Origin of the sequence: Leifsonia shinshuensis (assembly GCF_031456835.1) — a bacterium.
GTDB classification, from domain to species: domain Bacteria; phylum Actinomycetota; class Actinomycetes; order Actinomycetales; family Microbacteriaceae; genus Leifsonia; species Leifsonia shinshuensis_C.
In genome coordinates this window covers 908359-927878 of the sequence record NZ_JAVDVK010000001.1, presented here as the reverse complement: position 1 = coordinate 927878, position 19520 = coordinate 908359, and the positions used below count along the sequence as shown (strand labels likewise).

17 protein-coding genes are annotated in these 19520 nt (G+C 71.4%); 11 read left to right on the top strand and 6 right to left on the bottom strand.

The features are described 5' to 3' along the window. The first annotated feature begins 20 nt into the window (after window positions 1-20). The gene (gene lnt, locus J2W45_RS04580; RefSeq protein WP_310129386.1) at window positions 21-1628 is read left to right on the top strand and encodes an apolipoprotein N-acyltransferase; all 1608 of its coding nucleotides are present in this window, start codon (window positions 21-23) and stop codon (window positions 1626-1628) included. A gap of 22 nt (window positions 1629-1650) precedes the next feature. Here lnt and J2W45_RS04575 read toward each other — a convergent pair whose 3' ends face one another. The 4 genes from J2W45_RS04575 to J2W45_RS04560 all read right to left on the bottom strand — a co-directional run bounded on the left by J2W45_RS04575 (window position 1651) and on the right by J2W45_RS04560 (window position 4392). Further along, window positions 1651-2022 carry an RNA polymerase-binding protein RbpA gene (locus J2W45_RS04575; RefSeq protein WP_310129385.1) on the bottom strand — a complete coding sequence of 124 codons (372 nt, stop codon included), beginning with the start codon at window positions 2020-2022 and terminating at the stop codon, window positions 1651-1653. Window positions 2023-2144: 122 nt separating this feature from the next. Further along, the gene (locus J2W45_RS04570) at window positions 2145-2894 is read right to left on the bottom strand and encodes a glycerophosphodiester phosphodiesterase family protein (RefSeq protein ID WP_310129383.1); all 750 of its coding nucleotides are present in this window, start codon (window positions 2892-2894) and stop codon (window positions 2145-2147) included. Beyond that, window positions 2891-3895, bottom strand: coding sequence for an SPFH domain-containing protein (locus J2W45_RS04565; RefSeq protein ID WP_310129382.1), 1005 nt, complete (start codon window positions 3893-3895; stop codon window positions 2891-2893). The genes J2W45_RS04570 and J2W45_RS04565 overlap by 4 nt, the downstream gene beginning before the upstream one ends. Further along, complete coding sequence (locus J2W45_RS04560) at window positions 3892-4392, bottom strand: NfeD family protein (protein ID WP_310129381.1); 501 nt, start codon at window positions 4390-4392, stop codon at window positions 3892-3894. The genes J2W45_RS04565 and J2W45_RS04560 overlap by 4 nt, the downstream gene beginning before the upstream one ends. Before the next feature lie 106 nt (window positions 4393-4498). Between J2W45_RS04560 and J2W45_RS04555 the strand changes: the two genes are divergently transcribed. Both J2W45_RS04555 and J2W45_RS04550 read left to right on the top strand, forming a co-directional pair. Next, the gene (locus J2W45_RS04555) at window positions 4499-5269 is read left to right on the top strand and encodes an SDR family oxidoreductase (RefSeq protein ID WP_310129379.1); all 771 of its coding nucleotides are present in this window, start codon (window positions 4499-4501) and stop codon (window positions 5267-5269) included. Continuing rightward, a complete protein-coding gene (locus tag J2W45_RS04550; RefSeq protein WP_310129377.1) occupies window positions 5266-7260 on the top strand; it encodes a S9 family peptidase in 1995 nt (664 codons plus the stop codon). The genes J2W45_RS04555 and J2W45_RS04550 overlap by 4 nt, the downstream gene beginning before the upstream one ends. A gap of 56 nt (window positions 7261-7316) precedes the next feature. Here J2W45_RS04550 and J2W45_RS04545 read toward each other — a convergent pair whose 3' ends face one another. Continuing rightward, window positions 7317-7958 (bottom strand): HdeD family acid-resistance protein, encoded by a 642-nt coding sequence (locus tag J2W45_RS04545; RefSeq protein WP_310129374.1) that lies wholly within the window; start codon window positions 7956-7958, stop codon window positions 7317-7319. 227 nt (window positions 7959-8185) lie between these two features. On the opposite strand from J2W45_RS04545, the gene J2W45_RS04540 reads away from it, so the two are divergent. The 3 genes from J2W45_RS04540 to J2W45_RS04530 all read left to right on the top strand — a co-directional run bounded on the left by J2W45_RS04540 (window position 8186) and on the right by J2W45_RS04530 (window position 10650). Beyond that, window positions 8186-9103 carry an Ig-like domain-containing protein gene (locus tag J2W45_RS04540; protein ID WP_310129373.1) on the top strand — a complete coding sequence of 306 codons (918 nt, stop codon included), beginning with the start codon at window positions 8186-8188 and terminating at the stop codon, window positions 9101-9103. 61 nt (window positions 9104-9164) lie between these two features. Beyond that, window positions 9165-10076: an Ig-like domain-containing protein gene (locus J2W45_RS04535; protein ID WP_310129372.1), complete on the top strand. Its 912-nt coding sequence runs from the start codon at window positions 9165-9167 to the stop codon at window positions 10074-10076. Between the two features lie 85 nt (window positions 10077-10161). Further along, window positions 10162-10650, top strand: coding sequence for a GNAT family N-acetyltransferase (locus tag J2W45_RS04530; RefSeq protein ID WP_310129371.1), 489 nt, complete (start codon window positions 10162-10164; stop codon window positions 10648-10650). Between the two features lies 1 nt (window position 10651). On the opposite strand, the gene J2W45_RS04525 is transcribed toward J2W45_RS04530, so the two are convergent. Continuing rightward, on the bottom strand, window positions 10652-11206 hold the full coding sequence (locus tag J2W45_RS04525; RefSeq protein WP_310129370.1) for a TetR/AcrR family transcriptional regulator: 555 nt from the start codon (window positions 11204-11206) through the stop codon (window positions 10652-10654). 39 nt (window positions 11207-11245) lie between these two features. Between J2W45_RS04525 and J2W45_RS04520 the strand changes: the two genes are divergently transcribed. From J2W45_RS04520 to J2W45_RS04500, 5 genes are all read left to right on the top strand, one after another. Next, window positions 11246-11968, top strand: a complete 723-nt coding sequence (locus J2W45_RS04520) for an MBL fold metallo-hydrolase (protein ID WP_310129368.1) — start codon at window positions 11246-11248, stop codon at window positions 11966-11968. A gap of 111 nt (window positions 11969-12079) precedes the next feature. Then, window positions 12080-15157 carry an FtsX-like permease family protein gene (locus tag J2W45_RS04515; RefSeq protein ID WP_310129366.1) on the top strand — a complete coding sequence of 1026 codons (3078 nt, stop codon included), beginning with the start codon at window positions 12080-12082 and terminating at the stop codon, window positions 15155-15157. Next, window positions 15154-17853 (top strand): ABC transporter permease, encoded by a 2700-nt coding sequence (locus J2W45_RS04510; protein ID WP_310129365.1) that lies wholly within the window; start codon window positions 15154-15156, stop codon window positions 17851-17853. The genes J2W45_RS04515 and J2W45_RS04510 overlap by 4 nt, the downstream gene beginning before the upstream one ends. Continuing rightward, window positions 17850-18749 (top strand): ABC transporter ATP-binding protein, encoded by a 900-nt coding sequence (locus tag J2W45_RS04505; RefSeq protein WP_310129363.1) that lies wholly within the window; start codon window positions 17850-17852, stop codon window positions 18747-18749. Before J2W45_RS04510 ends, J2W45_RS04505 begins: the two co-directional genes overlap by 4 nt. After that, complete coding sequence (locus J2W45_RS04500; RefSeq protein WP_396427060.1) at window positions 18746-19513, top strand: ABC transporter ATP-binding protein; 768 nt, start codon at window positions 18746-18748, stop codon at window positions 19511-19513. The genes J2W45_RS04505 and J2W45_RS04500 overlap by 4 nt, the downstream gene beginning before the upstream one ends. The last annotated feature ends 7 nt before the right edge of the window (window positions 19514-19520 follow it).

Below are 19520 nucleotides of genomic sequence, written 5' to 3'. Positions count from 1 at the left end.
ATGCTTTAGGCTCTCCCTTCGTGCGCACCCCCTCCCGAGCCCCGCTTCCGCTCTGGCTCGCGGTGCTGCTGGCGGCGGCTGCAGGCCCTGTGCTGGACGCCGGTTTCCCGGACAAGGATGTGTGGCCGCTCACGTTCGTCGGCATCGCCATGGTGCTGCTGGCCCAGCGGGGACGCCGTGCCGGCTCGGGCTTCCTCGTCGGCTTCGTCGCGGGCGTCTCGTTCTACCTCGTGCATGTCGCCTGGACGGCCCTCTACCTCGGTCCGGTGCCCTGGGTCGCGCTGTCGGTCTTGGAGGCGCTGTTCTGTGGCGCGGGCGGCGTCCTGCTGACCCTCGCGTACCGCTGGCTGCCGCGGGCGTTCCCCACGCTGCTCGGGCGGCTCGGCCTGCTGCCGGTGGTGATCGGCGGCCTCTGGGTGCTGCGGGAGTTCGTGACCGGCACGTGGCCGTACGGCGGCTTCTCGTGGGGGCGCGTCGCCGAGTCGCAGTCGACCAGCCCGCTCGCGCCGATGGTCGCGTGGCTGGGGATCTCGGGCGTCAGCTTCGTGATGGTGTGGCTGGTCGCCCTCCTGGTGGAGTCGCCCTTCACCGTGGAGGTGGGCTCGGCATCCCGCGCCCTGCTCGCCGGGATCGCGGTCGCACTGGTCTTCGCGGTGCCCGCCTGGCCGGCGACGACGCACGGGACCACGCGGATCGCGGCGGTGCAGGGGAACGGCCCCGCCGGGTACTTCGACAACGCGCCGGAGGGCGCCGTCTTCGACACGCAGGTCACCGAGACTCTGCAGATCCCGGCGAAGGAGCGCACCGGCGCGAACCGCGTCGACATGGTCGTGTGGCCGGAGGGGTCCGCGCTGCCGGATCCCACCCGCGATCCCCAGACGGCGGAGGCTCTGGATGCGCTCGGGCGGCTCTACAAGGCGCCGTTCATCGTCGGCACGATCACGCAGCGCGACGACAAGCTGTACAACACGTCGCTGCAGTGGGAGGCCGGGCGCGGCGCCGTCGACTACTACGACAAGAAGCACCCGGTGCCGTTCGGGGAGTACGTGCCGGACCGGGCCTTCTGGCGGCCGTTCGCGCCGTCGCTGATCGACCTGATCGGCCGCGACTACACGCCGGGGACCCGGGACAACGTGTTCGACGTGGGAGGTGTGCGCGCGGGCATCTCGATCTGCTTCGACATCGTGGACGACCAGCTGCTGACCGACATGATGCGCGGGGGAGCGCAGGTGATCCTGGCGCAGACGAACAACGCCGACTTCGGTGAGACGGATGAGAACCAGCAGCAGCTCGCCATCGCCCGGCTGCGGGCGATCGAGTCCGGCCGGTCGCTGGTCAACATCTCCACGGTCGGCAGCAGCCAGATCATCGGGCCGGACGGGAGCACGATCAGCTCTATCGCGCCGTTCAAGCCTGGTCACATGGTCGCGGACGTGCCTCTCGGGACGACGACCACACCGGCGACGCTCCTCAGCCGGGGGATCGAGTTCCTGGTCGCGGGGCTGGGCCTGTTCGGGCTGTTCGCCGCGTTCGTGGGCCGACGGAACCCGGCACTGCTGCCTCTCGTTCCGCTGCAGGAGCCGCGGCGCGCAGCGGACATGAAAAGGCCGTCCTCACCTCGACGGTGAGAACGGCCTCCGCCTGCTGATGTCAGGCGCTGTGCTTGTGCTCGCTGGTTCCCCGGCGCGCCCGCAGGTACTGCAGGCGCTCCTCGAGGAGCTCCTCCAGTTCGGCGCGGGTGCGGCGCTCGAGCAGCATGTCCCAGTGGCTGCGCGGCGTCTTGACGTCCGAGTGGTCGACCTCGACGGGGGTGTCACCGACGAGCAGAAGGGCCTCATGCCCGCAGTGCTTGCACTCCCAGGTGTCGGGGGCCTCGGCCTCGGCCGAGAACACCACCTCGGTGTCCTTGCCGCACGCAGAACACAGGTAGGTGTAACGGGAACGCGGAGAGTAGACGACGCCTTCTTCGCTCTGTAAGCTCTGGGCGCCGAGTCTCATACCGCGCAAGCTTCGATCTGCCATTGTGTGGTCTCTCCTCTGTGCGCGAATCCTCACAGTTATAAACCGTCAAGCTGGGGATTATCTTTCCGGGGCGCCGTTTCTCCCAGTGCCCTCACAGAGTCACCGGCGCCGCGGCGGCGCGTTCAGCGGCGGGCGTCGACCACCCGGCGGAGAACGTCGCAGCGGTCGGTCACGATGCCGTCGACGCCGGCGTCGAGCAGGCGGATCATGTCGCCGGGCTCGTTCACCGTCCACACGTGCACCTCTGCTCCAGCGGCATGGATGCGCTCCACCGTCCGCGGGGTCACGATGCGCAGAGGTCCGCGCCGCTCGGGCACCTGGACCGCGGCGAACGGGGCGAGCGAGCGGCGCACGAGGGCCGAGAGGCCGAGCTTGGCGCCTGCGATCACCGGCAGGAACTCGGAGACGGCGGGGGAGCAGGCGACGCCGGGCAGCTGGGCGGCGACGGCCTTCCGCCGGTCGGCGGCGAAGCTGGTGATGAGCACGCGGTCGGTGGCGCGGGCCGCGCGGATCGCCTCCACCGCGGAGGCGGCTGCGCGCGCATCCTTGACGTCGATGTTGAAGCGCGCGGCGGGGAACGCCTCGAGCGCCTCGGCGAGCGAGCAGAAGCTCTGGCCGTGACCGAGATCGATGCGGCGGAGCTCGGAGAGCGTCAGCTGCGCAACCTGGACGTCGCGTCCGGCGACCCGGGAGAGGTCCGGGTCGTGGGCGATGACCGCGACGCCGTCGGCGGACGCGTGGATGTCCGTCTCGAGGTGCGTCGCGCCCGCGTTGAGCGCGCGGAGGAACGCCAGGAGCGTGTTCTCCGGCGCGTCGAGTGCCAGGCCGCGATGCGCGATGACGCGCGGCGGCCTGCCGTCGAGGAAGCTCACGATGCGGGCGGGGGAGCGGGCGATTCCGTCGGTGCGATGGGCGCGGCGTCCGCCGTCGGCGCGGTCGGCGCGGTCGCCGCCGCTGGCGCACCGGCCGTAGGCGCGGTACCGGGCGCGAACGCGGTGCCGATGCCCTTCAGGGCCTCGGTGAGCTCGCTCGGGATGATCCACAGCTTGTTCGCGGGGCCGTCGGCGAGCTTCGGAAGCGTCTGGAGGTACTGGTAGGCGAGCAGGAGGTTGTCCGGATTCCCCTTGTGGATGGCCCCGAACACCGTGGTGATGGCCTGCGCCTCGCCCTCGGCGCGCAGCACGGCGGCCTTCGCGTCGCCCTCCGCCTTCAGGATCGCCGCCTGCCGCAGACCTTCCGCGTTCAGGATCTCGGACTGCTTGGTGCCCTCGGCGGTCAGGATCACGGCACGGCGGTCCCGCTCGGCGCGCATCTGCTTCTCCATCGAGTCCTGGATGGAGAGGGGCGGCTCGATCGCCTTGAGCTCGACGCGCGCCACCCGGATGCCCCACTTGCCGGTGGCTTCGTCGAGGACAACGCGCAGCTGTCCGTTGATGTTGTCGCGGCTCGTCAGCGCCTCTTCGAGGTTCAGCCCGCCGACCACGTTGCGGAGCGTGGTGGTGGTGAGCTGCTCGACGGCGCCGAGGTAGTTGGCGATCTCGTAGGTCGCGGCGCGCGCGTCGTTGACCTGGAAGTAGACGACCGTGTCGATCGAGACGACCAGGTTGTCCTCGGTGATCACCGGCTGCGGCGGGAACGAGACCACCTGCTCGCGCATGTCGATGAGCGGGCGGACCTTGTCGATGAACGGCACGACCACGTTGAGCCCCGGCATGAGCGTCTTGTGGTACCGGCCGAGCCGCTCCACCACTCCAGCGCGGGCCTGCGGGATGATGCGGATCGCCCGGAACAGCGTGACCAGCACGAAGATCGCGATGATCAGGACGATAACGCTCACGACGATGGTCACGACGAGCTGGGTCGAATCGGTCACGGCGCGATCCTCTCGGTAATGCCGTCGGTTCCAGCGGAGACCGGTGCGGGGGCGACGACGGCGGTGGCCCCCTCGATCGAGACCACGACGACCTGCTCGCCCGGCACGAGCTCGGTTCGGGAGCCGTCCGGGGAGTCGAGCCGCGCGGTCCACGTCTCGCCGACCTGCAGCTTCACGAGGCCCGTGGCGCGGGTGACGGTGGAGACGACGACGCCGCCCATCCCGATCAGCCGGTCGACGTTGCTCTTCGCCGGGTCTCCGCCGCGCTTCAGCGCATGGAGGAGGGGCGGCCGGATGAAGAAGATCAGCACGACGGACAGCACGGCGGCGATGATCAGTTGCAGCCACCAGGGCGCTCCGAACAGACCGGAGAGGAGCCCGCCGAGACTGCCGATGGCCATCATGAGGAAGACGAAATCGAGGCTCAGCATCTCGATGATGACGAACACGAGGATGAGGACCAGCCACACGATCCAGGCGAAGGATGCGATGTCCATGGCGTCCCCCTTTCACTGCTTGGTATGACCGTACCAGGACGCAACGGCGACGGATCCGACCCACTTGGTAGTCTCAGGATGCAGACATCGACGCCGAGGAGTATTCGTGGCAAACCCCCTTCCCCCTGGTTCGCTGACGGGCAAGCGCGCCCTCGTCACCGGCTCGTCGCGCGGTATCGGAGCCGACACCGCGCAGTACCTCGCGGAGGCGGGCGCGAGCGTGGTGATCAACTACCGCAACAAGGAGGCGCGCGCGATCAAGCTCGTCGACTCCATCGTCGCGAACGGCGGCACCGCGATCGCGATCGGCGCGGACCTGACCGATCAGGAGTCGGTTGCGGCCATGTTCCGGTCCGTCTCGGACGCCTGGGGCGGCCTCGACGTGCTCGTACTCAACGCGTCCGGCGGCATGGAGTCCGGCATGGCCGAGGACTACGCGATGCAGCTGAACCGCGACGCGCAGGTCAACACCCTGACCGCGGCCCTCCCGCTGCTCGGCGAGGGCGCCCGGGTCGTCTTCGTGACCAGCCACCAGGCGCACTTCATCCAGACGACGCCGACGATGCCGGAGTACGAGGCCGTCGCGCTGAGCAAGCGTGCGGGTGAGGACGCGCTGCGCGCGCTGCTCCCGCAGCTCGAGGAGAAGGGTGTGGAGTTCGTGGTCGTGTCGGGCGACATGATCGAGGGCACCATCACCGCCACGCTCCTCAACCGGCTCAACCCGGGCGCGATCGACGCCCGCAAGGAGGCGGCCGGACGCCTGTACAACGTCAGCGAGTTCGCGGCCGAGGTCGCCGCGGCCGTGATCGACCCGATCCCCGTCGATCACACCCGCCTCGTCGGCGACGTGTCGAGCTTCACCCCGATCGCCGAATGAAGGCCGCCGATCTCGACCTGCTGGTCGGCGTCTCGACCCCGACGGTCCACCCCGGAGGGGGCCGGGCCGTCGTCGCCGTAACGCATCCCTCGCTGAGCGCCGACGCGACGGTCGGTCAGCTGTGGACCATCCCGCTCGGCGGTCACGCCGCCCCGAAGCTCCTGACGCGCGGCTTCCGCGACACCGCGCCGCGGTTCTCCCCGGACGGGCGGCTGCTCGCCTTCCTCCGGGCCGAGCCGAAACGCCCGCCGCAGCTCTTCGTGGTCGACGCGGCCGGCGGGGAGCCCGTCGCGGTCACGGACCGCAAGCTCGGCGTGACCGAGTTCGACTGGTCGCCCGACGGCCGCACGTTGGCGTTCGTCAGCCGCGAGCCGGAGCAGGGCCGCTACGGCACCGTGGAGGGCATCGACCCGAACGGGGAGCCCGCGCGGCGCATCCAGTCGCTCAAGTATCAGGCGAACGGCGTCGGCTACACGATCGACCGGCGGGCGCACGTGTTCGTCGTGTCCGTGCCCGACGTCTGGGCGGCGCCGTCGCCCGCCCCGGCGCCACGGCCGGACGGGTCCTCGGACCCGGCGCCCGCCGTGGCCGAGCCGCGTCAGCTGACCGACGGTCCGTGGGACGACGGCTCGATCTCGTTCTCGCCCGACGGGCGGAGGATCGCCTTCATCTCGGCACGCCACGCGAGCCGCGACGTCGACCTGCGATCGAACGTCTTCACCGTTCCGGTGGAGGGCGGGGACGCGCGCGACCTCACCGGGCCGCACGGTTCGTACAGCATGGTGGACGCCCGCTTCGCTCCGGGTGGCACGCTCTTCTTCACGGCTCAGGATGTGGGCGAGAGCGGCCGCGACTTCGTCGCCAAGAACACGGCGCTGTACGTGATCGAGGCCGACGGCGAGACGCCACGGCGGCTCACGGATCCGGAGCCGGTCGACCTGACCGAGTCGTCGATCGTCCCGGTCCGCGACGACGCCGTGCTGGTGCAGGACCGTCGTCGCGGAGCCCTCGTGCTGGTCGAGGTCGACGCGGCGGGGGAGAGCCGCGACCTGACGGACGAGCGCACCGTCGTCGGCGGCGCCGGCGTCGCGGGCGAGACCGTCGTCGTGTCGTTCGCCGACGCCCGGACCTCCGGCGACGTCGCCGTCGTGGACGCGGGCGGCCTTCACCGGCTGACCGACCTGTCGGCTCCGCTTCGCGCGACCGGCATCGTCGAGCCCGTCGAACTCACGGTGACCGGCCGCGACGGCTACCCGGTGCACGGGTGGGTGCTCACGCCGGAAGGCGAGGGTCCGCATCCGGTGCTTCTCAACATCCACGGCGGCCCGTACGCGTCCTACACCGGCGCCCTGTTCGACGAGGCGCAGGTCTACGTCGCCGCGGGCTACGCGGTCGTGATGTGCAACCCGCGCGGAGCCGCGGGCTACGGGCAGGAGCACGGTCGCGTCATCCGCCAGCGGATGGGCACGGTCGACCTGGCCGACGTGCTGGACTTCCTCGACGGCGCCATCGCCGAGACGCCCGGTCTCGACCGGGAACGCGTCGGCATCATGGGCGGCTCGTACGGCGGCTATCTGACGGCGTGGACGATCGCGCACGACCACCGCTTCGCCGCGGCGATCGTCGAACGCGGGTTCCTCGACCCGGACGCCTTCGTCGGGACGAGCGACATCGGCAGCTTCTTCGGCGACGAGTACACCGGCACCGACCCCGAGCTGATGCGGTCGCAGAGCCCGCAGGCGGTCGTCGACCGGGTGCGGACGCCGACGCTCGTGCTGCACTCGTCGAGCGACCTGCGCTGCCCGCTCAGCCAGGCCGAGCGCTACTACGCGGCGCTGAAGCGGCGCGGCGTGGAGACGGAGCTGGTCGTCTTCCCCGGTGAGGACCACGAGCTCAGCCGCAGCGGACGGCCGCGGCACCGCCGGGAGCGCTTCGACATCATCCTCGACTGGTGGGCGGAGCATCTGCCCAGCCGCAGCAACCACCGCTGAACGACGAACGGCCCCGCTCGCATCCCGAGCGGGGCCGTTCCGTGTCGTGCGCGCGGTCAGGCGACGCGCGGTGCAGCCGGGGTCGTGTCCGTGGCCTTGAGGACGTCGCGGCCGAAGGTGAAGGCGCGGACGATCCCGATGACGCCGAGGACGATCAGCGCGATCGCCGCGAACAGCAGCAGGAACGCGGCCGACGAGACCGGCAGGACGAGCACCACGATGCCCGCGAGGATGCTCAGGATGCCGAACGTGATCGACCAGCCCGCGGAAGCGGAGCGGCCGGCTTCGGCCAGCGCCATGACGCCCTCGATGATCCAGCCGACGCCGATGAACGCGACGGTGAAGATCACCAGCGTGACCGCTGCGGCGGAGACGTTCTTGAGCGCCACGATCCCGACGAAGATGAGCAGCACGCCGAGGATGATGTTGAGCGCACGCGCGCCCCCGCGCATCCCGCGGCTGAAGATCCCGACGCCGAGACGCAGGATGCCGGCGACCAGGAAGTAGATGCCGAGGAAGACCGCGAGCACGGCGATGGTCTTCTCGGGCCAGAACAGCAGCACGATGCCGAGGATCACGCCGATGGCGCCACTGATGCCGAGCGCGGTGCGGATGGCGTTGATGGCGGAGCGCGTCATCTGACGGGCGTCCAGGGAGAACTCGTGCAGCATCGGGTCGGTGGGGTCGTTCACGCTCATTGCTTCATCCCTTCGCAGTGGCGGCCGCCAGTGTGGCGGTTGGTGCTGACATTAGCGCTCCGGACGCGCGGTGTCAGGAGGTGTTCTGCGGTGGGTCGGGAGTCGCATTCAGGCGGTCATGTCGAGTGAGAGAGCCGACAGTCCAGGCCAGTAAGTGCAAGAGCGTCACGAGTTCGCCGTCGCTGAGTCTCTGAAAGGAGGACCACTCACCCGAAAGGAACTCCATCGTGAACTCATCCTCAGCAGGCCACGGCCGCAAGCTGCTCGCCGGTGGCGCGCTCGCTCTCGCAACCGCCGGACTCACTTTTGGCATCGCTGGCGCGGCAAATGCAGCTGTGACCACCGACAGCGACGGCCGCGCCCTCAGCGACATCAGACTGACTCCCAAGGCTCCTGCTACGGACTTCTCGGTCCCTGGGACAACCGGCACTCTCACGTTCGAGCAGTGGGACGGTGTCACTTCGCCCGGTTCGACGTTCACTTACCAAGTGGGCGGCGAAGATTCTCGGACGATCACGTTGCCGGAAGGCCTCGTGTTCTCTGGTTCATGTAAGGACAGCGAGACGGCATCGACGAAGTACTACTGCACAGTTTCGGAGGACGGCCGGACCCGCACGTCCCGGACGGTGTACACCCAGCCGGTCACGATTCCTGCTACCACGGCTCCGAGTACTGCGTCCTATCCGGTCACATCAACCGGGCTCGTTAGTGGGGCGGTGACCGTATCACTCGCGGCGCCAACGGGGACCACGAGCCATGGTCCCCTCACGCTCTCAGCGATCCCGGTCGGTTCCGTTGCGCCGCTGGTCGTGTCGGGTGCGGGTCAGGCGGATGGTTCGGGGAGCGTTCCGCTGACGGGCACTGCGGAGCCGGGTGCGACCGTGACCGTCAAGGATGCGGCCGGCGATCTGGTGGGCACCAAGATCGTCGGCGTCGATGGTGCCTGGTCGGTGCCGGTCCCGAGCGGCACTTCTTCGCCCTTGTCGATCACGCAGACCGTCGGTGCTCTCACCGGTTCGCCGGTGACTTTCGACGTGGCCGCGCTGCCGGTGTGGCCCGGTCTCGCGGCAGCTGGTGCGCTCCTGGTCGCCGGCTTCGGAGGAAGCAGACTCATCCGCCGAACGCGCAACACCACCCACGCCTGACACCCCCCTCAATCGGTCATCACTTGTGACCGATTCCCTAGCCCCTGAAAGGGATGAATTGATGAACGCTTTGAACCGCGGCAACGGCCGCACGTTGATCGCTGCAGCCGCATTCGCGCTCGCAACCGCGGGACTCACTTTTGGCATCGCTGGCGCGGCAAATGCAGCCACCGGCCACAACAACACAGGCATTACCAACCTGCAGGTCACCCCGAATTCACCGGCGACAGACTTCTCGGTCATCGGCACCGCCGGGACACTCAGCTTCAACTCTGGTGACGGGACGCCGGCAGGGTCCGTCACGGTAGACGTGGGAGACGCGGAGACGTGGGTGTTGAGGCTGCCTGAGGGCCTGAAGTTCGCGACGACCGCTTGCGACAGCTTCAGAACGATCTCCTCCACTCTCGAAGGTACCTGCGCCATCTCGAACGACGGCGGAACAGTGACGCGCACGCGCACGGCTCTCAAGTCGTTTTCCGCCCAGCGCGACGGCTCGCAGTGGACGGACACCTACGCCGTCGTGTCCACGGGCCTCGTCGTCGGAACCGCTTCCGCTACTTACTCGCCGCTGCCCGGTGTCACCACTGCGGCCGGCGCTGCAGCGGTAATCCCGGTCGGTTCTGTTGCGCCGCTGGTCGTGTCGGGTGCGGGTCAGGCGGATGGTTCGGGGAGCGTGCCGCTGACGGGTACTGCGGAGCCGGGTGCGGCCGTGACCGTCAAGGATGCGGCCGGCGATCTGGTGGGCACCAAGATCGCCGGCGTCGATGGTGCCTGGTCGGTGCCGGTCCCGAGGGGCACTTCTTCGCCCCTGTCGATCACGCAGACCGTCGGCGCTCTCACCGGTACGCCGGTGACTTTCGACGTGGCCCCGCTGCCGGTGTGGCCCGGTCTTGCTGCAGCTGGTGCGCTCCTGGTCGCCGGCTTCGGAGGAAACCGACTGATCCGCCGAACGCGCAAAACCACCCACGCCTGATATTCCTTCAGACGGGGCCGGCCTCCGCGGCTGGCCCCGTCCTCGTTTCCCGGGTGCGGTGGCGGTGCCCTCGTAGGGTGGCGGCATGGGAGAGATCGAGATCCGGGCGGCGAACCCGGACGAGTGGGAGGCCGTCGGCGGTCTGCGATGGGATTCGGTCACCGAGTTCGGGGGAGAAGCGCTCGACTCGCGGGAGGAGTTCGCCGCGCGTTTCGCGGAGTGGGCGGCACAGCACCGTGACCGCCACGAGTGCCTGGTGGCCGTGGCGGATGGCGCGGTGGTCGGGATGATGTGGCTGGCTCGCGTCGACCGGGTGCCGAGCGCGCGGGCGTTCGACCGGTCGTCGGGCGACCTGCAATGCGCGTACGTCGTGCCGGAGCTGCGCAACGCCGGCGTCGGCGGACGGCTGATCGACGCGGTCGTCGAGAGGGCCCGCGAGCTCGGTTTGGAGCGCGTGACCGTGCACTCCAGTCCGCGTGCGGTGCCCGTCTACGAGCGGCACGGATTCGCCGCCGAGGGGCGGTTGCTCCATGTCTACGTCGTCCATCCCGAGGCGCCGCCTGCACGCCGCTGAGTCAGCGGGTGACGGCGGAGATGATGCGTTCGAGGCCCCAACGCCAGGCCTCGTCGACGTCGCCGCCGAGGCCGAACAGCCCGCCGAGTTCCATGGTGATGAACCCGTTGGCCCACGCGGTGAGCAGGCGGGCCGCGTCCAGGGCGTGATCCGGACCGGCCAGCTCGGTGACGGCGTCGAGCAGGGGAGTGGCGCTGCGCGCGACGGCGTCCGGGTCCGGTCGGGGTGCGCTGTGCACGGCGAAGACCAGTCCGAAGCCGGCCGGACGCTCGTGCGCGAAATCGCGGAGCGCATCCGCCTGCGCCGCGAGCCGACGTGCCGGGTCCGGCTCGCCACGCGTGTCTTCGAGGCGCGCGGTCAGGTCGTCCAGGGTCGCGGCGACGACGAGCGCCAGAAGCTCACGACGGTCGCGCACCCTCTTGTAGAGGGATGGCGCCCGCACTCCCACACGCTCGGCGACCGCCTGCATGGTCAGGCCGTCGAGGCCGCCGGTCTCGAGGAGCTCGCGCCCTGCGGCGACGATCGCATCGCGGGAGGTCTTATCGGGGGTCGGCATGCTTGCATCTCCTGCTCATAGCTAACTAGCATAGCCATCATGGAACTCGCACCGGGACTTCGCCGCATCGGCAACGACATCATCGCCGTGCACCTCATCGTCACCGACGAGGGGATGACCCTCATCGACACGGGCCTGCCGGGACACTACGCCGACCTGACCCGGGAGCTGGCGGCACTCGGGCGGCCGCTCAGCGACATCAAGGGCATCGTGCTCACCCACGGCGACAGCGACCACACCGGCTTCGCCGAGCGCCTGCGGTCGGAGCTCGGCATCCCGGTGTACGTGGGCTCCGGTGACGCGGCGCGGGCCATGGGGGAGAAGCCCCCGTCGCCGCCCAAGGACCGGCGCCGGATCGGCCCGGTGATCGGTTTCTTCGCCTACTCGATCCGCAAGGGCGGCGTGAAGATGCCGCCGGTCAAGGAGGTCGTGGCGGTGAACGACGGGGATGTGCTCCCTCTGCCGGGAGCGCCCGAGATCATCGGGATGCCCGGTCATTCGCCGGGCAGTGTGGCCATCCACGTGCCCGCCGTCCGGGCGGTGTTCGTGGGCGACGAGCTGACCACCCGCAGCGTTCTCACCGGCGAGACCGGCCCCCAGCCGGCGCCGTTCACGGACGACCAGGCGGGGTCGTCGGCGTCGCTGGAGAAGCTGGCCGGGCTGGATGTCGACTTCGTCATCCCGGGGCACGGCCCGGCGTGGACGCAGGGCGCGCCGGCGCTAATCGCGGCGTACCGGGAGGCGGAGGCAGCGCGCCGGTGATCCAAGGCGGGTGCCGCCCCGCGCGCTGACTTTCTGACGCGGCCCCCGGACACACGACGGGGCCGGTGCGCGGTGCAGGGACGCGGGGTGCTCTCGCGCTACGTTTAGAAAATGCGTGCAGACGACGGGCGGCTCGGTCGAGTCCGCCCGTTCTGGCTGCTGCGGAGCCAGGCGCAGCGCGGGACGCTCGTGTCCACCGGGCTCGTGGTCGTGGTGATCGCGTTCCTCGCATCCGTGATGACCGGATTGGCGCTTCGCTCTCCCGATACCGCGGTGCGGGCCACGCTGGAGAACGAGCCGGCAGCGGCGACGTCGCTCGCGCTGCAGGCGTCGCAGGGCTCCGACCCGCGGGTTCAGGATGCGGCGGTCCGGTCCGTGGTGGCGCGGCAGTTCCGCGGTGTGCCTCTGCAGATCGCGCAGACCAGGTTCGTGCCGACCGTCCCCGTGGCCGGCGGCGGCAGCTCGACGCTCCTGGTGGCGACGGATGCGCTGCATGAGCGGGTGCGGCTGACCTCGGGACGCTGGCCCGAATCCACCTCGACCCCGGCCGCGGGTGAGACGGCGCTCGACGCCGGCTTCGCACGTAGGCACCGCCTCGCTCTGGGAGACACGGTCGTCCTCTCCGAGCCGGACGGCCCTGTCACCGTCACGGTGGTGGGCATCTGGCGTCCGGTCGCCCCGGCGTCGCCAGCGTGGCTCGGACTCGCGAGCGGCGCCGCGGGGACCGACGGTCGAGCGATCGTCTCGAATGCCGTGGCGAACGAAGCAGGCGACGGCACCTCGGTGCAGTGGGTGCTGACCCCGGACCCGGCCCGCATCACCGCGGCGCAGCTCCCGCGGCTCCACAACGGTCTCGCCGGCGTCGCGGACGCTCTGAGCGAGGACCCGACCGCGGCCGCCAGCCCGTTCTCGTCGAGCGGTCAGGCGCTCGCGACGACGACGGCGATGGAGCGTTCGGTCGTCGCACTGCGCGCCGTCATCCCCATCCCGCTGAGCGTGCTCGCGGTGTGCGCGGTGATCGCGCTCGCCCTGCTCGGCCGCTTGCTCGCCGACGCGCGCCTGGTCGAGACCCGCCTGCTCCGATCGCGCGGGGTGACGCTTCCGCGGCTCGCCCGCGCTGCGGCATTGGAGTCCGGCGCGGTCGCTCTGGTCGCGGTGATCGTCGGCACCGCTGCCGCGCAGCTCGTCCTCTGGTCGCTCACCGGCGGCCCCACCGCCGGTCTTCCCGGAGCGATGGATGTGCTGCTCCCGCCGCTCGCCGCACTCGCCGCCGCGGTGGCCACCGCCACACTGACGGCCGTGCTGTCGGCGCGTTCCCTCACCGACGCTCCGGGGGCCGTCGAGGCGGGTCGCGGCCGGACGGCCGTCTCAGCGGGTCTCGCGGTGCTGGCGCTCGTCGCCGCGGCGGTGGCTCTGTGGCGGTTCGTGGTGTTCAGCTCCTCGACCGCCTCGGGAGGCGGGGGCGGGATCGATCCGGCCGGTGTCGTTGCCCCGGCGGCGGTTCTCTGCGCGATCGCGCTGCTCGGGCTGTCGCTCTTCGGTCCGGCCGCGGGAGCCGTCGAACGGCTCGCCGGCCGTGGACGCGGCGTCGCGGGGGTGCTCCCCGCCCGCCAGGTGGGCCGCGGGATCGCGCTGTTCTCCGGCCCGGTCGCCCTCATCGTCCTCACGGTGGGTGTGCTGACGTTCGCGGCGGGATACGCGGGCACTTTCTCGGGCTTTCTGCGCGACTCCACCCTGCTCACGACCGGGGGAGAGGTGCGGGCCGACCTCGGCGTCGGCGGCAGCCCCAACGACGGCGGCGATCTGTCGGGCGCGGATCGCATCCGGGAGACCGGCATCACCGCGGCGCCCGCCATCGTCGACGACGCCACCATCGGCGACACGGACGCCTCCCTGGTCGTCACGGACACCAGCCGCCTTCCTGCGCTGGTTCCCGTGGGCGGATACCTGCTCGACACCGGTGGCCTTGCCGCATCCCTCGCCGGCGGGGCGGGACTGCCCGGTGCCGATCTTCCGGCCGATACGACGTCGGTGGCGTTGCGGGTGACGGCCGTCTCGGGGGACACCGCGGCAGCCGGCGTCGCGGCGCCGACGGAGGTGACGGTGTGGATGGCGACGAGCGCCGGTGAGGCCGTCCCGATCATCGCGCGACCGGCGACATCCGGTGACGTGCTCATCGCTCTGCCCAAGGATGTCGGCCGACGTCTCGTCGCCGTCGACGTCACAGCCGAGGCCGCCGGCGCGACCGACGTGACGGTCGCGGTGACAGGACTGCCCGTCGCCTCGAAGCCCGCGGGAGACTGGTCGCTTGGGCGAGCCGCGTTCGACTCCGACACGCCGTTCCGTGCTGCGGGGGCCGGGCGCGCAACCGCCGCACTGCTGGACGGAAAGGCGACCGCGCGTTTCGTGCCGGACGCCGAGCCGACGCTGCGCGTCGCCGTCACGACGGCTCTCGCCGCCGACGACTCCCTTCGGGTGGGGCAGCAGATCGACGTGAACAGCTCGGTCGGGGGACTGACCGCGACCGTGGCGCGCATCGTCCCGGCGCTGCCCGGGACGACCGCGGAGCGCGCCGTCCTCGCCGACTACTCCGCGGTGACCGCGCAGCTGCTCCGCACGACGCCGTCGGTATCGCGCGCGACCTCGATCTGGGCCACCGGAGACGACCCGGCAGCGGTGGAGCGCGCCGTCGCGGGCGTCGTCGGACGCGACGCGGTCGTCACCACCGCCGAGGGCGGTTTCGTGTCGCGCTTCCTCAGCGGCGCCGTGCTGAGCACCTGGCTGGGCGCGGCCGGCTGCGCGCTGCTGGCCGTCGCCGCGGTGGCCGCCTCGATCTCCTCGGCGCTGCGCCGCCGCCGTGGCGAGGTCGTCGTGCTGCGTGCGGTCGGCCTGTCGGCGAAGCAGCAGGCGTGGACGCGACGGGCCGAGGTGATCGGCGTCTCCGCGGCAGCAGCTTTGTTCGGCCTGGCCGGCGGCGTGGTCGTCGTGCTGCTCGTCGGCAACACGCTCGCGCGGCTCTCGGTCGTGACGGCGCCGTCGACGCTGTCCGTGCAGGGCCGGGTGGATCCGCTCGGCATGGGGATCGGCGTCCTCGCGCTGGTCGCCGCCCTCGCCGTCGCCGTCTGGGCGTACGGGCGGTCTGTGCGGCGTCAAGCTCACGACACGGCCTACCGGGAGGAGACACGGTGAGCGCGCGTTCCCTCTCGGACCTCCGGCTGTTCCTGCGCTCGCTCCGGGCCTTCGGCGGCGGCCTCGCCCTGCTCGGCGTCGTCACTCTGGTGACCGCGACCGCCCTGGCCGCCTGGCCGCGCGTGAGCAGCGAGATCCTCGGTGGGGAACTCCGTCACGAGCTCCAGCAGGCGGGAGCAGGCGGCCGCGACCTCACCACGGCGATCCGCACCGGGGTGGTGTCGAACGGGCCTGCCGTCGACCCGGCCCGGCTGTGGGACGCGCTGCCGGGGATCGCAGAGAAGGTGCGTGACCGGATGGCACCGACTCTTCGCGCCGCGACGGCACCGGGCGACAGCGCGGCGCGGAGCGACGAGCTCCCGACCTCGGCTCCGGTGGGCGCGGAGAGCAACAGCCGCTACACGGTCACCGTCGAGGCCTACCGTGACCTGCGGAAGACCGCGCACCTCGTCGAGGGCAGCTGGCCCATGTCTGCCGGGGGAACGACGGGAGCACCCATCCCGGTGGTGCTGACGGTGGATGCCGCGCGCTTGCTCGACTGGCACGTCGGCGAGGTCCGGCGGTCCTCGGCGGGGCCCGGGCAGGACCTCTCGTTCCGTCTGAGCGGAACGGTCGCACCCGACGATCCCAAGGCCGACTTCTGGGATCTCGACGTCAGCCGGTCTCGCGGTCACTTCGTCGATGGCGGCGACTCCGGCAAGGAGTTCGGAGGGGTCGCGTGGGTCGATCCCGGAACCTGGTCGGTGCTCGCGCCGCGCCTCGGCGCGACCTTCGCGTCGGTCTGGTTCCCCGTGGAGCCGCAGCGGTTCACCGCCGAAGCGCTTCCGGCCGTGCGGAGCGCTCTGGGGGGTTTCCTGGCCACACCGCTGTCGGTGACGGCGGGCGACGCGACCGTTCCGCTCGCCATCGCCACGGCGGTGCAGGGGCCGCTCGACGAGTTCGTGGCCCGCGCACAGCCCGCGCAGACCTTGTTCGCGATCCTCATCAGCGGCCCTCTCGTGGTCGCGTTGACCGTTCTCGCGCAGGGCGCCCGCCTTGTGCTGGACCGGCGTCGGCCCGCACTCGCGCTGATGTCCGCGCGCGGCGCATCCCCGGTCCGTCTCCGCACCGAGCTCGGGGTGCAGGGGCTGCTCGTCGCCGTCCCCGCCGCGGCGCTCGGACTCCTGGCCGCCGTGGCTCTGACGCCAGGCGGTGTTCCCTTTGCGCTGCCGGTCGCCCTTGCCGTGTTCTGCGCCGTCCTGCCCTCGATCGCTCTGGTGGTGGCGGCCGGGCCGCTGTCTCCCATGGCAGGAGAGCGCGGTCGGGGTCGCTGGACGTGGGTCGCCGAGACTGTGGTCATCGGCTTGGCCGCCCTGAGCGTCGTGCTGCTCACCCGGCGCGGTCTCGCCTCGCCGGCCGCGGGCCTCGAGGTCGACCCGCTCACCGCGGCCACCCCGGTCCTCGTGGCGCTTGCCGCCTGCGTGGTGGTGGTCCGGCTGACCCGGTACCCGATCGGGTGGATCGCGGCCGGCTTCCGGCGCGGTCGCGGCCCGGTGGCGTTCCTCGGCGCCTCGACGGCACGCCGGTCGCGGTCAGGACTTCTCTGGCCGGTGTTCACGCTCGTCGCCGGAGTGAGCATCGCGCTCTTCTCGGTGAGCATGCTGGCGACGGCGACAGCCGGAGTGGGGGAGGGTGCGCGGATCCGGGTGGGCGCCGACCTGTCGCTCACTGCCGCATCCACCCTCAGTCAGCGGCAGCTCGACGCGGTCGGCGACCTCCCGGGCGTGCAGCGCACGGCGACGGTGGAGTGGGCCGGCGGGCTGCGCCTGACCGCGGGGGGAGTGTCTTCCGACGTCTCCGGGTACCTCGTGGACCCGAGGAAGCTCGACGCGGTGCAGGCCGACCTTCCGCCGGAAGCGCGGCTCTCCACCGCACTGACGGGCGGCATCCGCGGGCGCACCGCCGCCGCGCTCGGCGGCTGGTCCAGCCAGATCCCGATCACCAGCGCGCTCGTGGTCACCGGCGGCACCAACGTGCACCTCGGCGTCAAGGAGCTCGACTTCGTCCCCGGCGTGTACGTGCGGGATGCGGAATGGGTCTACCTGGACGCCACGGCGCTGCCCGCGTCGAGCGATATCTCGGGACGCCCGCAGACCGTGCTCGTGAAGCTCGCACCGGGGGCGGATGCGGCGCGCGTCCACGCCGAGCTCTCCCGCATCGGCGGCAGGGGAGCGGTGGTCGGAGATGCGATCGCCGAACGCGACGCCCTGCGGTCGTCCCCCTTGGTCGCGGGCACGGAGCTGGTGGCTGCGCTGTCGATCGCGCTGACGGTCCTGCTCTGCGTGGCGGCGCTGCTGCTGACCCTGGTCATCAACACGTCGGCGCGGGTACGTCTCGTCGCGACCCTGCGGACCATCGGGTACAGCTCGCGCCAGACCGCCGGAGTGCTCGCCTGGGAGCTGGGGCCCGTGCTGGTGGTCGGCATCCTCGCCGGCGCGGTCGTCGGGCTGGTGCTGCCCGCGCTCGTCCTGGAACCGCTGGACCTGCGCGGTTTCACCGGCAGCCCCGTCCAGCCGCCGGTCGTCCAGGACCCGCAGCTCGTCGCCGCTGTGCTGGCCGGCTTCGTCGTCGTCGCCACCCTGGCGACGTTCGTCGCCCTCGCGACGGCACGCCGCCATACGGCGGCGGCCGTGCTGAGGAACGGAGGAGGAGAATGACCACCGTGACCGCCCCCGCCGACGCAGCCATCGACTGCACCGACCTGGTTCGCATCTTCACGGCCGACGGCATCGAGGTGCAGGCGCTGCAGGGGCTCACCCTGCGTGTCGAGAGCGGCGGTCTGGTCGCCATCGTCGGGGCGTCCGGCTCCGGTAAGTCGACGCTGCTCGGCATCCTCTCCGGCCTCGACAAGCCGACGGCCGGCACGGTCACCGTGGCCGGGCGCGACCTCCTGGCGCTGCGCAGTCGCGAGCGCGTCGACTACCGGCGCCGCACGGTCGGTTTCGTCTGGCAGCAGACCTCCCGCAACCTCCTCGGCTATCTGACCGCGCGTGAGAACCTGGCCCTCGCGATGTCCGTCGCCGGCACCGGCGACCGCGACCGGCGCGCGACCGAGCTTCTGGAGCTGCTCGAGGTCGGGCACTGCGCCGACCGTCGCCCCACGGAGATGTCGGGAGGCGAGCAGCAGCGTGTGGCGATCGCGGTCGCTCTGGCCAACGAGCCGCGCGTGCTGCTCGCCGACGAGCCGACGGGCGAGCTGGATGAGGCGACCAGCGCCGAGGTGCTGGAGGCGATGCGCGGGGTGAACCGCGAGCTCGGCGTCACCACGCTCATCGTCACGCACGACCCCACCGTCTCGGAGCACGTGGCGCGCACCGTCCAGATCCGCGACGGCCGCACGGCGACCGAGGTGCTCCGGCGCACGGGCGTCAACGAGGAGGGCCACGAGCACACGGTCGCCGAGGAGTTCGCAGTGCTCGACCGGGTGGGGCGGCTGCAGCTCCCGCAGGAGTACCTCAGCACCCTCGGGATGCGCGACCGCGTCCGCCTGGCGCTGGAGCAGGACCACGTGGGCGTCTGGCCGCACGTCGCAGACGAGGAGGAGCGCCCGTGACGATCGCGGAGACCCGCGCGGACGGGACGTCCGACCGGACGGACGTCCCGCTGCTCATGGCGGAGGGCGTATCCCGTACCTTCGACACCGCGGCGGGCCGGGTGACCGCGCTCGCGGAAGCGAGCCTGACCGTCCGTCCGGGCGAGCTCGTCGTGGTGAAGGGTCCGTCGGGGTCGGGCAAGACGACTCTCCTGAACGTGCTCAGCGGTCTGGACCGCGCGAGCGGCGGGCGAGTGGTCCTCGACGGCGTCGACCTCTCCACCGCGTCCGAGGCTCAGCTGGTCGAGCTGCGGCGAGGCAGCACCGGTTTCGTCTTCCAGTCGTTCGGGCTGGTGCCCGTGCTCTCGGCGGCCGAGAACGTCGAGCTGCCCCTCCGCCTGCTCGGCGTCGCCCCGGCCGAGCGGGATGCCCGGGTGGATGCGCTGCTCGACAGCGTCGGACTGTCCGGCCATGCGCGGCAGCGGCCGACCGAGCTCTCCGGCGGCCAGCAGCAGCGCGTCGGAATCGCGCGCGCGTTGGCGGGGGAGCCGCGCATCCTGTTCGCCGACGAGCCGACCGGTCAGCTGGACAGCATGACCGGGCGCGCGATCATGGACCTGCTGGTCGACCTCGTGCACGGCCAGGGGATCGCCGCCGTGGTGACGACGCACGATCCGCTGCTGATGGCGCGCGCCGACCGGGTGCTGGAACTGCATGACGGACGCCTGGGCGCCGGCGCGTCACGCCCGCGCGGACGGCACGCGGCGCCCTCGGCAGAGGGCTAGGCGCGGC

What these genes read in the sequence shown, in the direction of transcription:
- J2W45_RS04575 (WP_310129385.1), bottom strand. Translation starts at nt 2,022, where the DNA reads ATGGCAGATCGAAGCTTGCGCGGTATGAGACTCGGCGCCCAGAGCTTA.
- J2W45_RS04560 (WP_310129381.1), bottom strand. Translation starts at nt 4,392, where the DNA reads ATGGACATCGCATCCTTCGCCTGGATCGTGTGGCTGGTCCTCATCCTC.
- J2W45_RS04550 (WP_310129377.1), top strand. Translation starts at nt 5,266, where the DNA reads ATGAAGGCCGCCGATCTCGACCTGCTGGTCGGCGTCTCGACCCCGACG.
- J2W45_RS04545 (WP_310129374.1), bottom strand. Translation starts at nt 7,958, where the DNA reads ATGAGCGTGAACGACCCCACCGACCCGATGCTGCACGAGTTCTCCCTG.
- J2W45_RS04535 (WP_310129372.1), top strand. Translation starts at nt 9,165, where the DNA reads ATGAACGCTTTGAACCGCGGCAACGGCCGCACGTTGATCGCTGCAGCC.
- J2W45_RS04530 (WP_310129371.1), top strand. Translation starts at nt 10,162, where the DNA reads ATGGGAGAGATCGAGATCCGGGCGGCGAACCCGGACGAGTGGGAGGCC.
- J2W45_RS04525 (WP_310129370.1), bottom strand. Translation starts at nt 11,206, where the DNA reads ATGCCGACCCCCGATAAGACCTCCCGCGATGCGATCGTCGCCGCAGGG.
- J2W45_RS04520 (WP_310129368.1), top strand. Translation starts at nt 11,246, where the DNA reads ATGGAACTCGCACCGGGACTTCGCCGCATCGGCAACGACATCATCGCC.
- J2W45_RS04515 (WP_310129366.1), top strand. Translation starts at nt 12,080, where the DNA reads ATGCGTGCAGACGACGGGCGGCTCGGTCGAGTCCGCCCGTTCTGGCTG.
- J2W45_RS04505 (WP_310129363.1), top strand. Translation starts at nt 17,850, where the DNA reads ATGACCACCGTGACCGCCCCCGCCGACGCAGCCATCGACTGCACCGAC.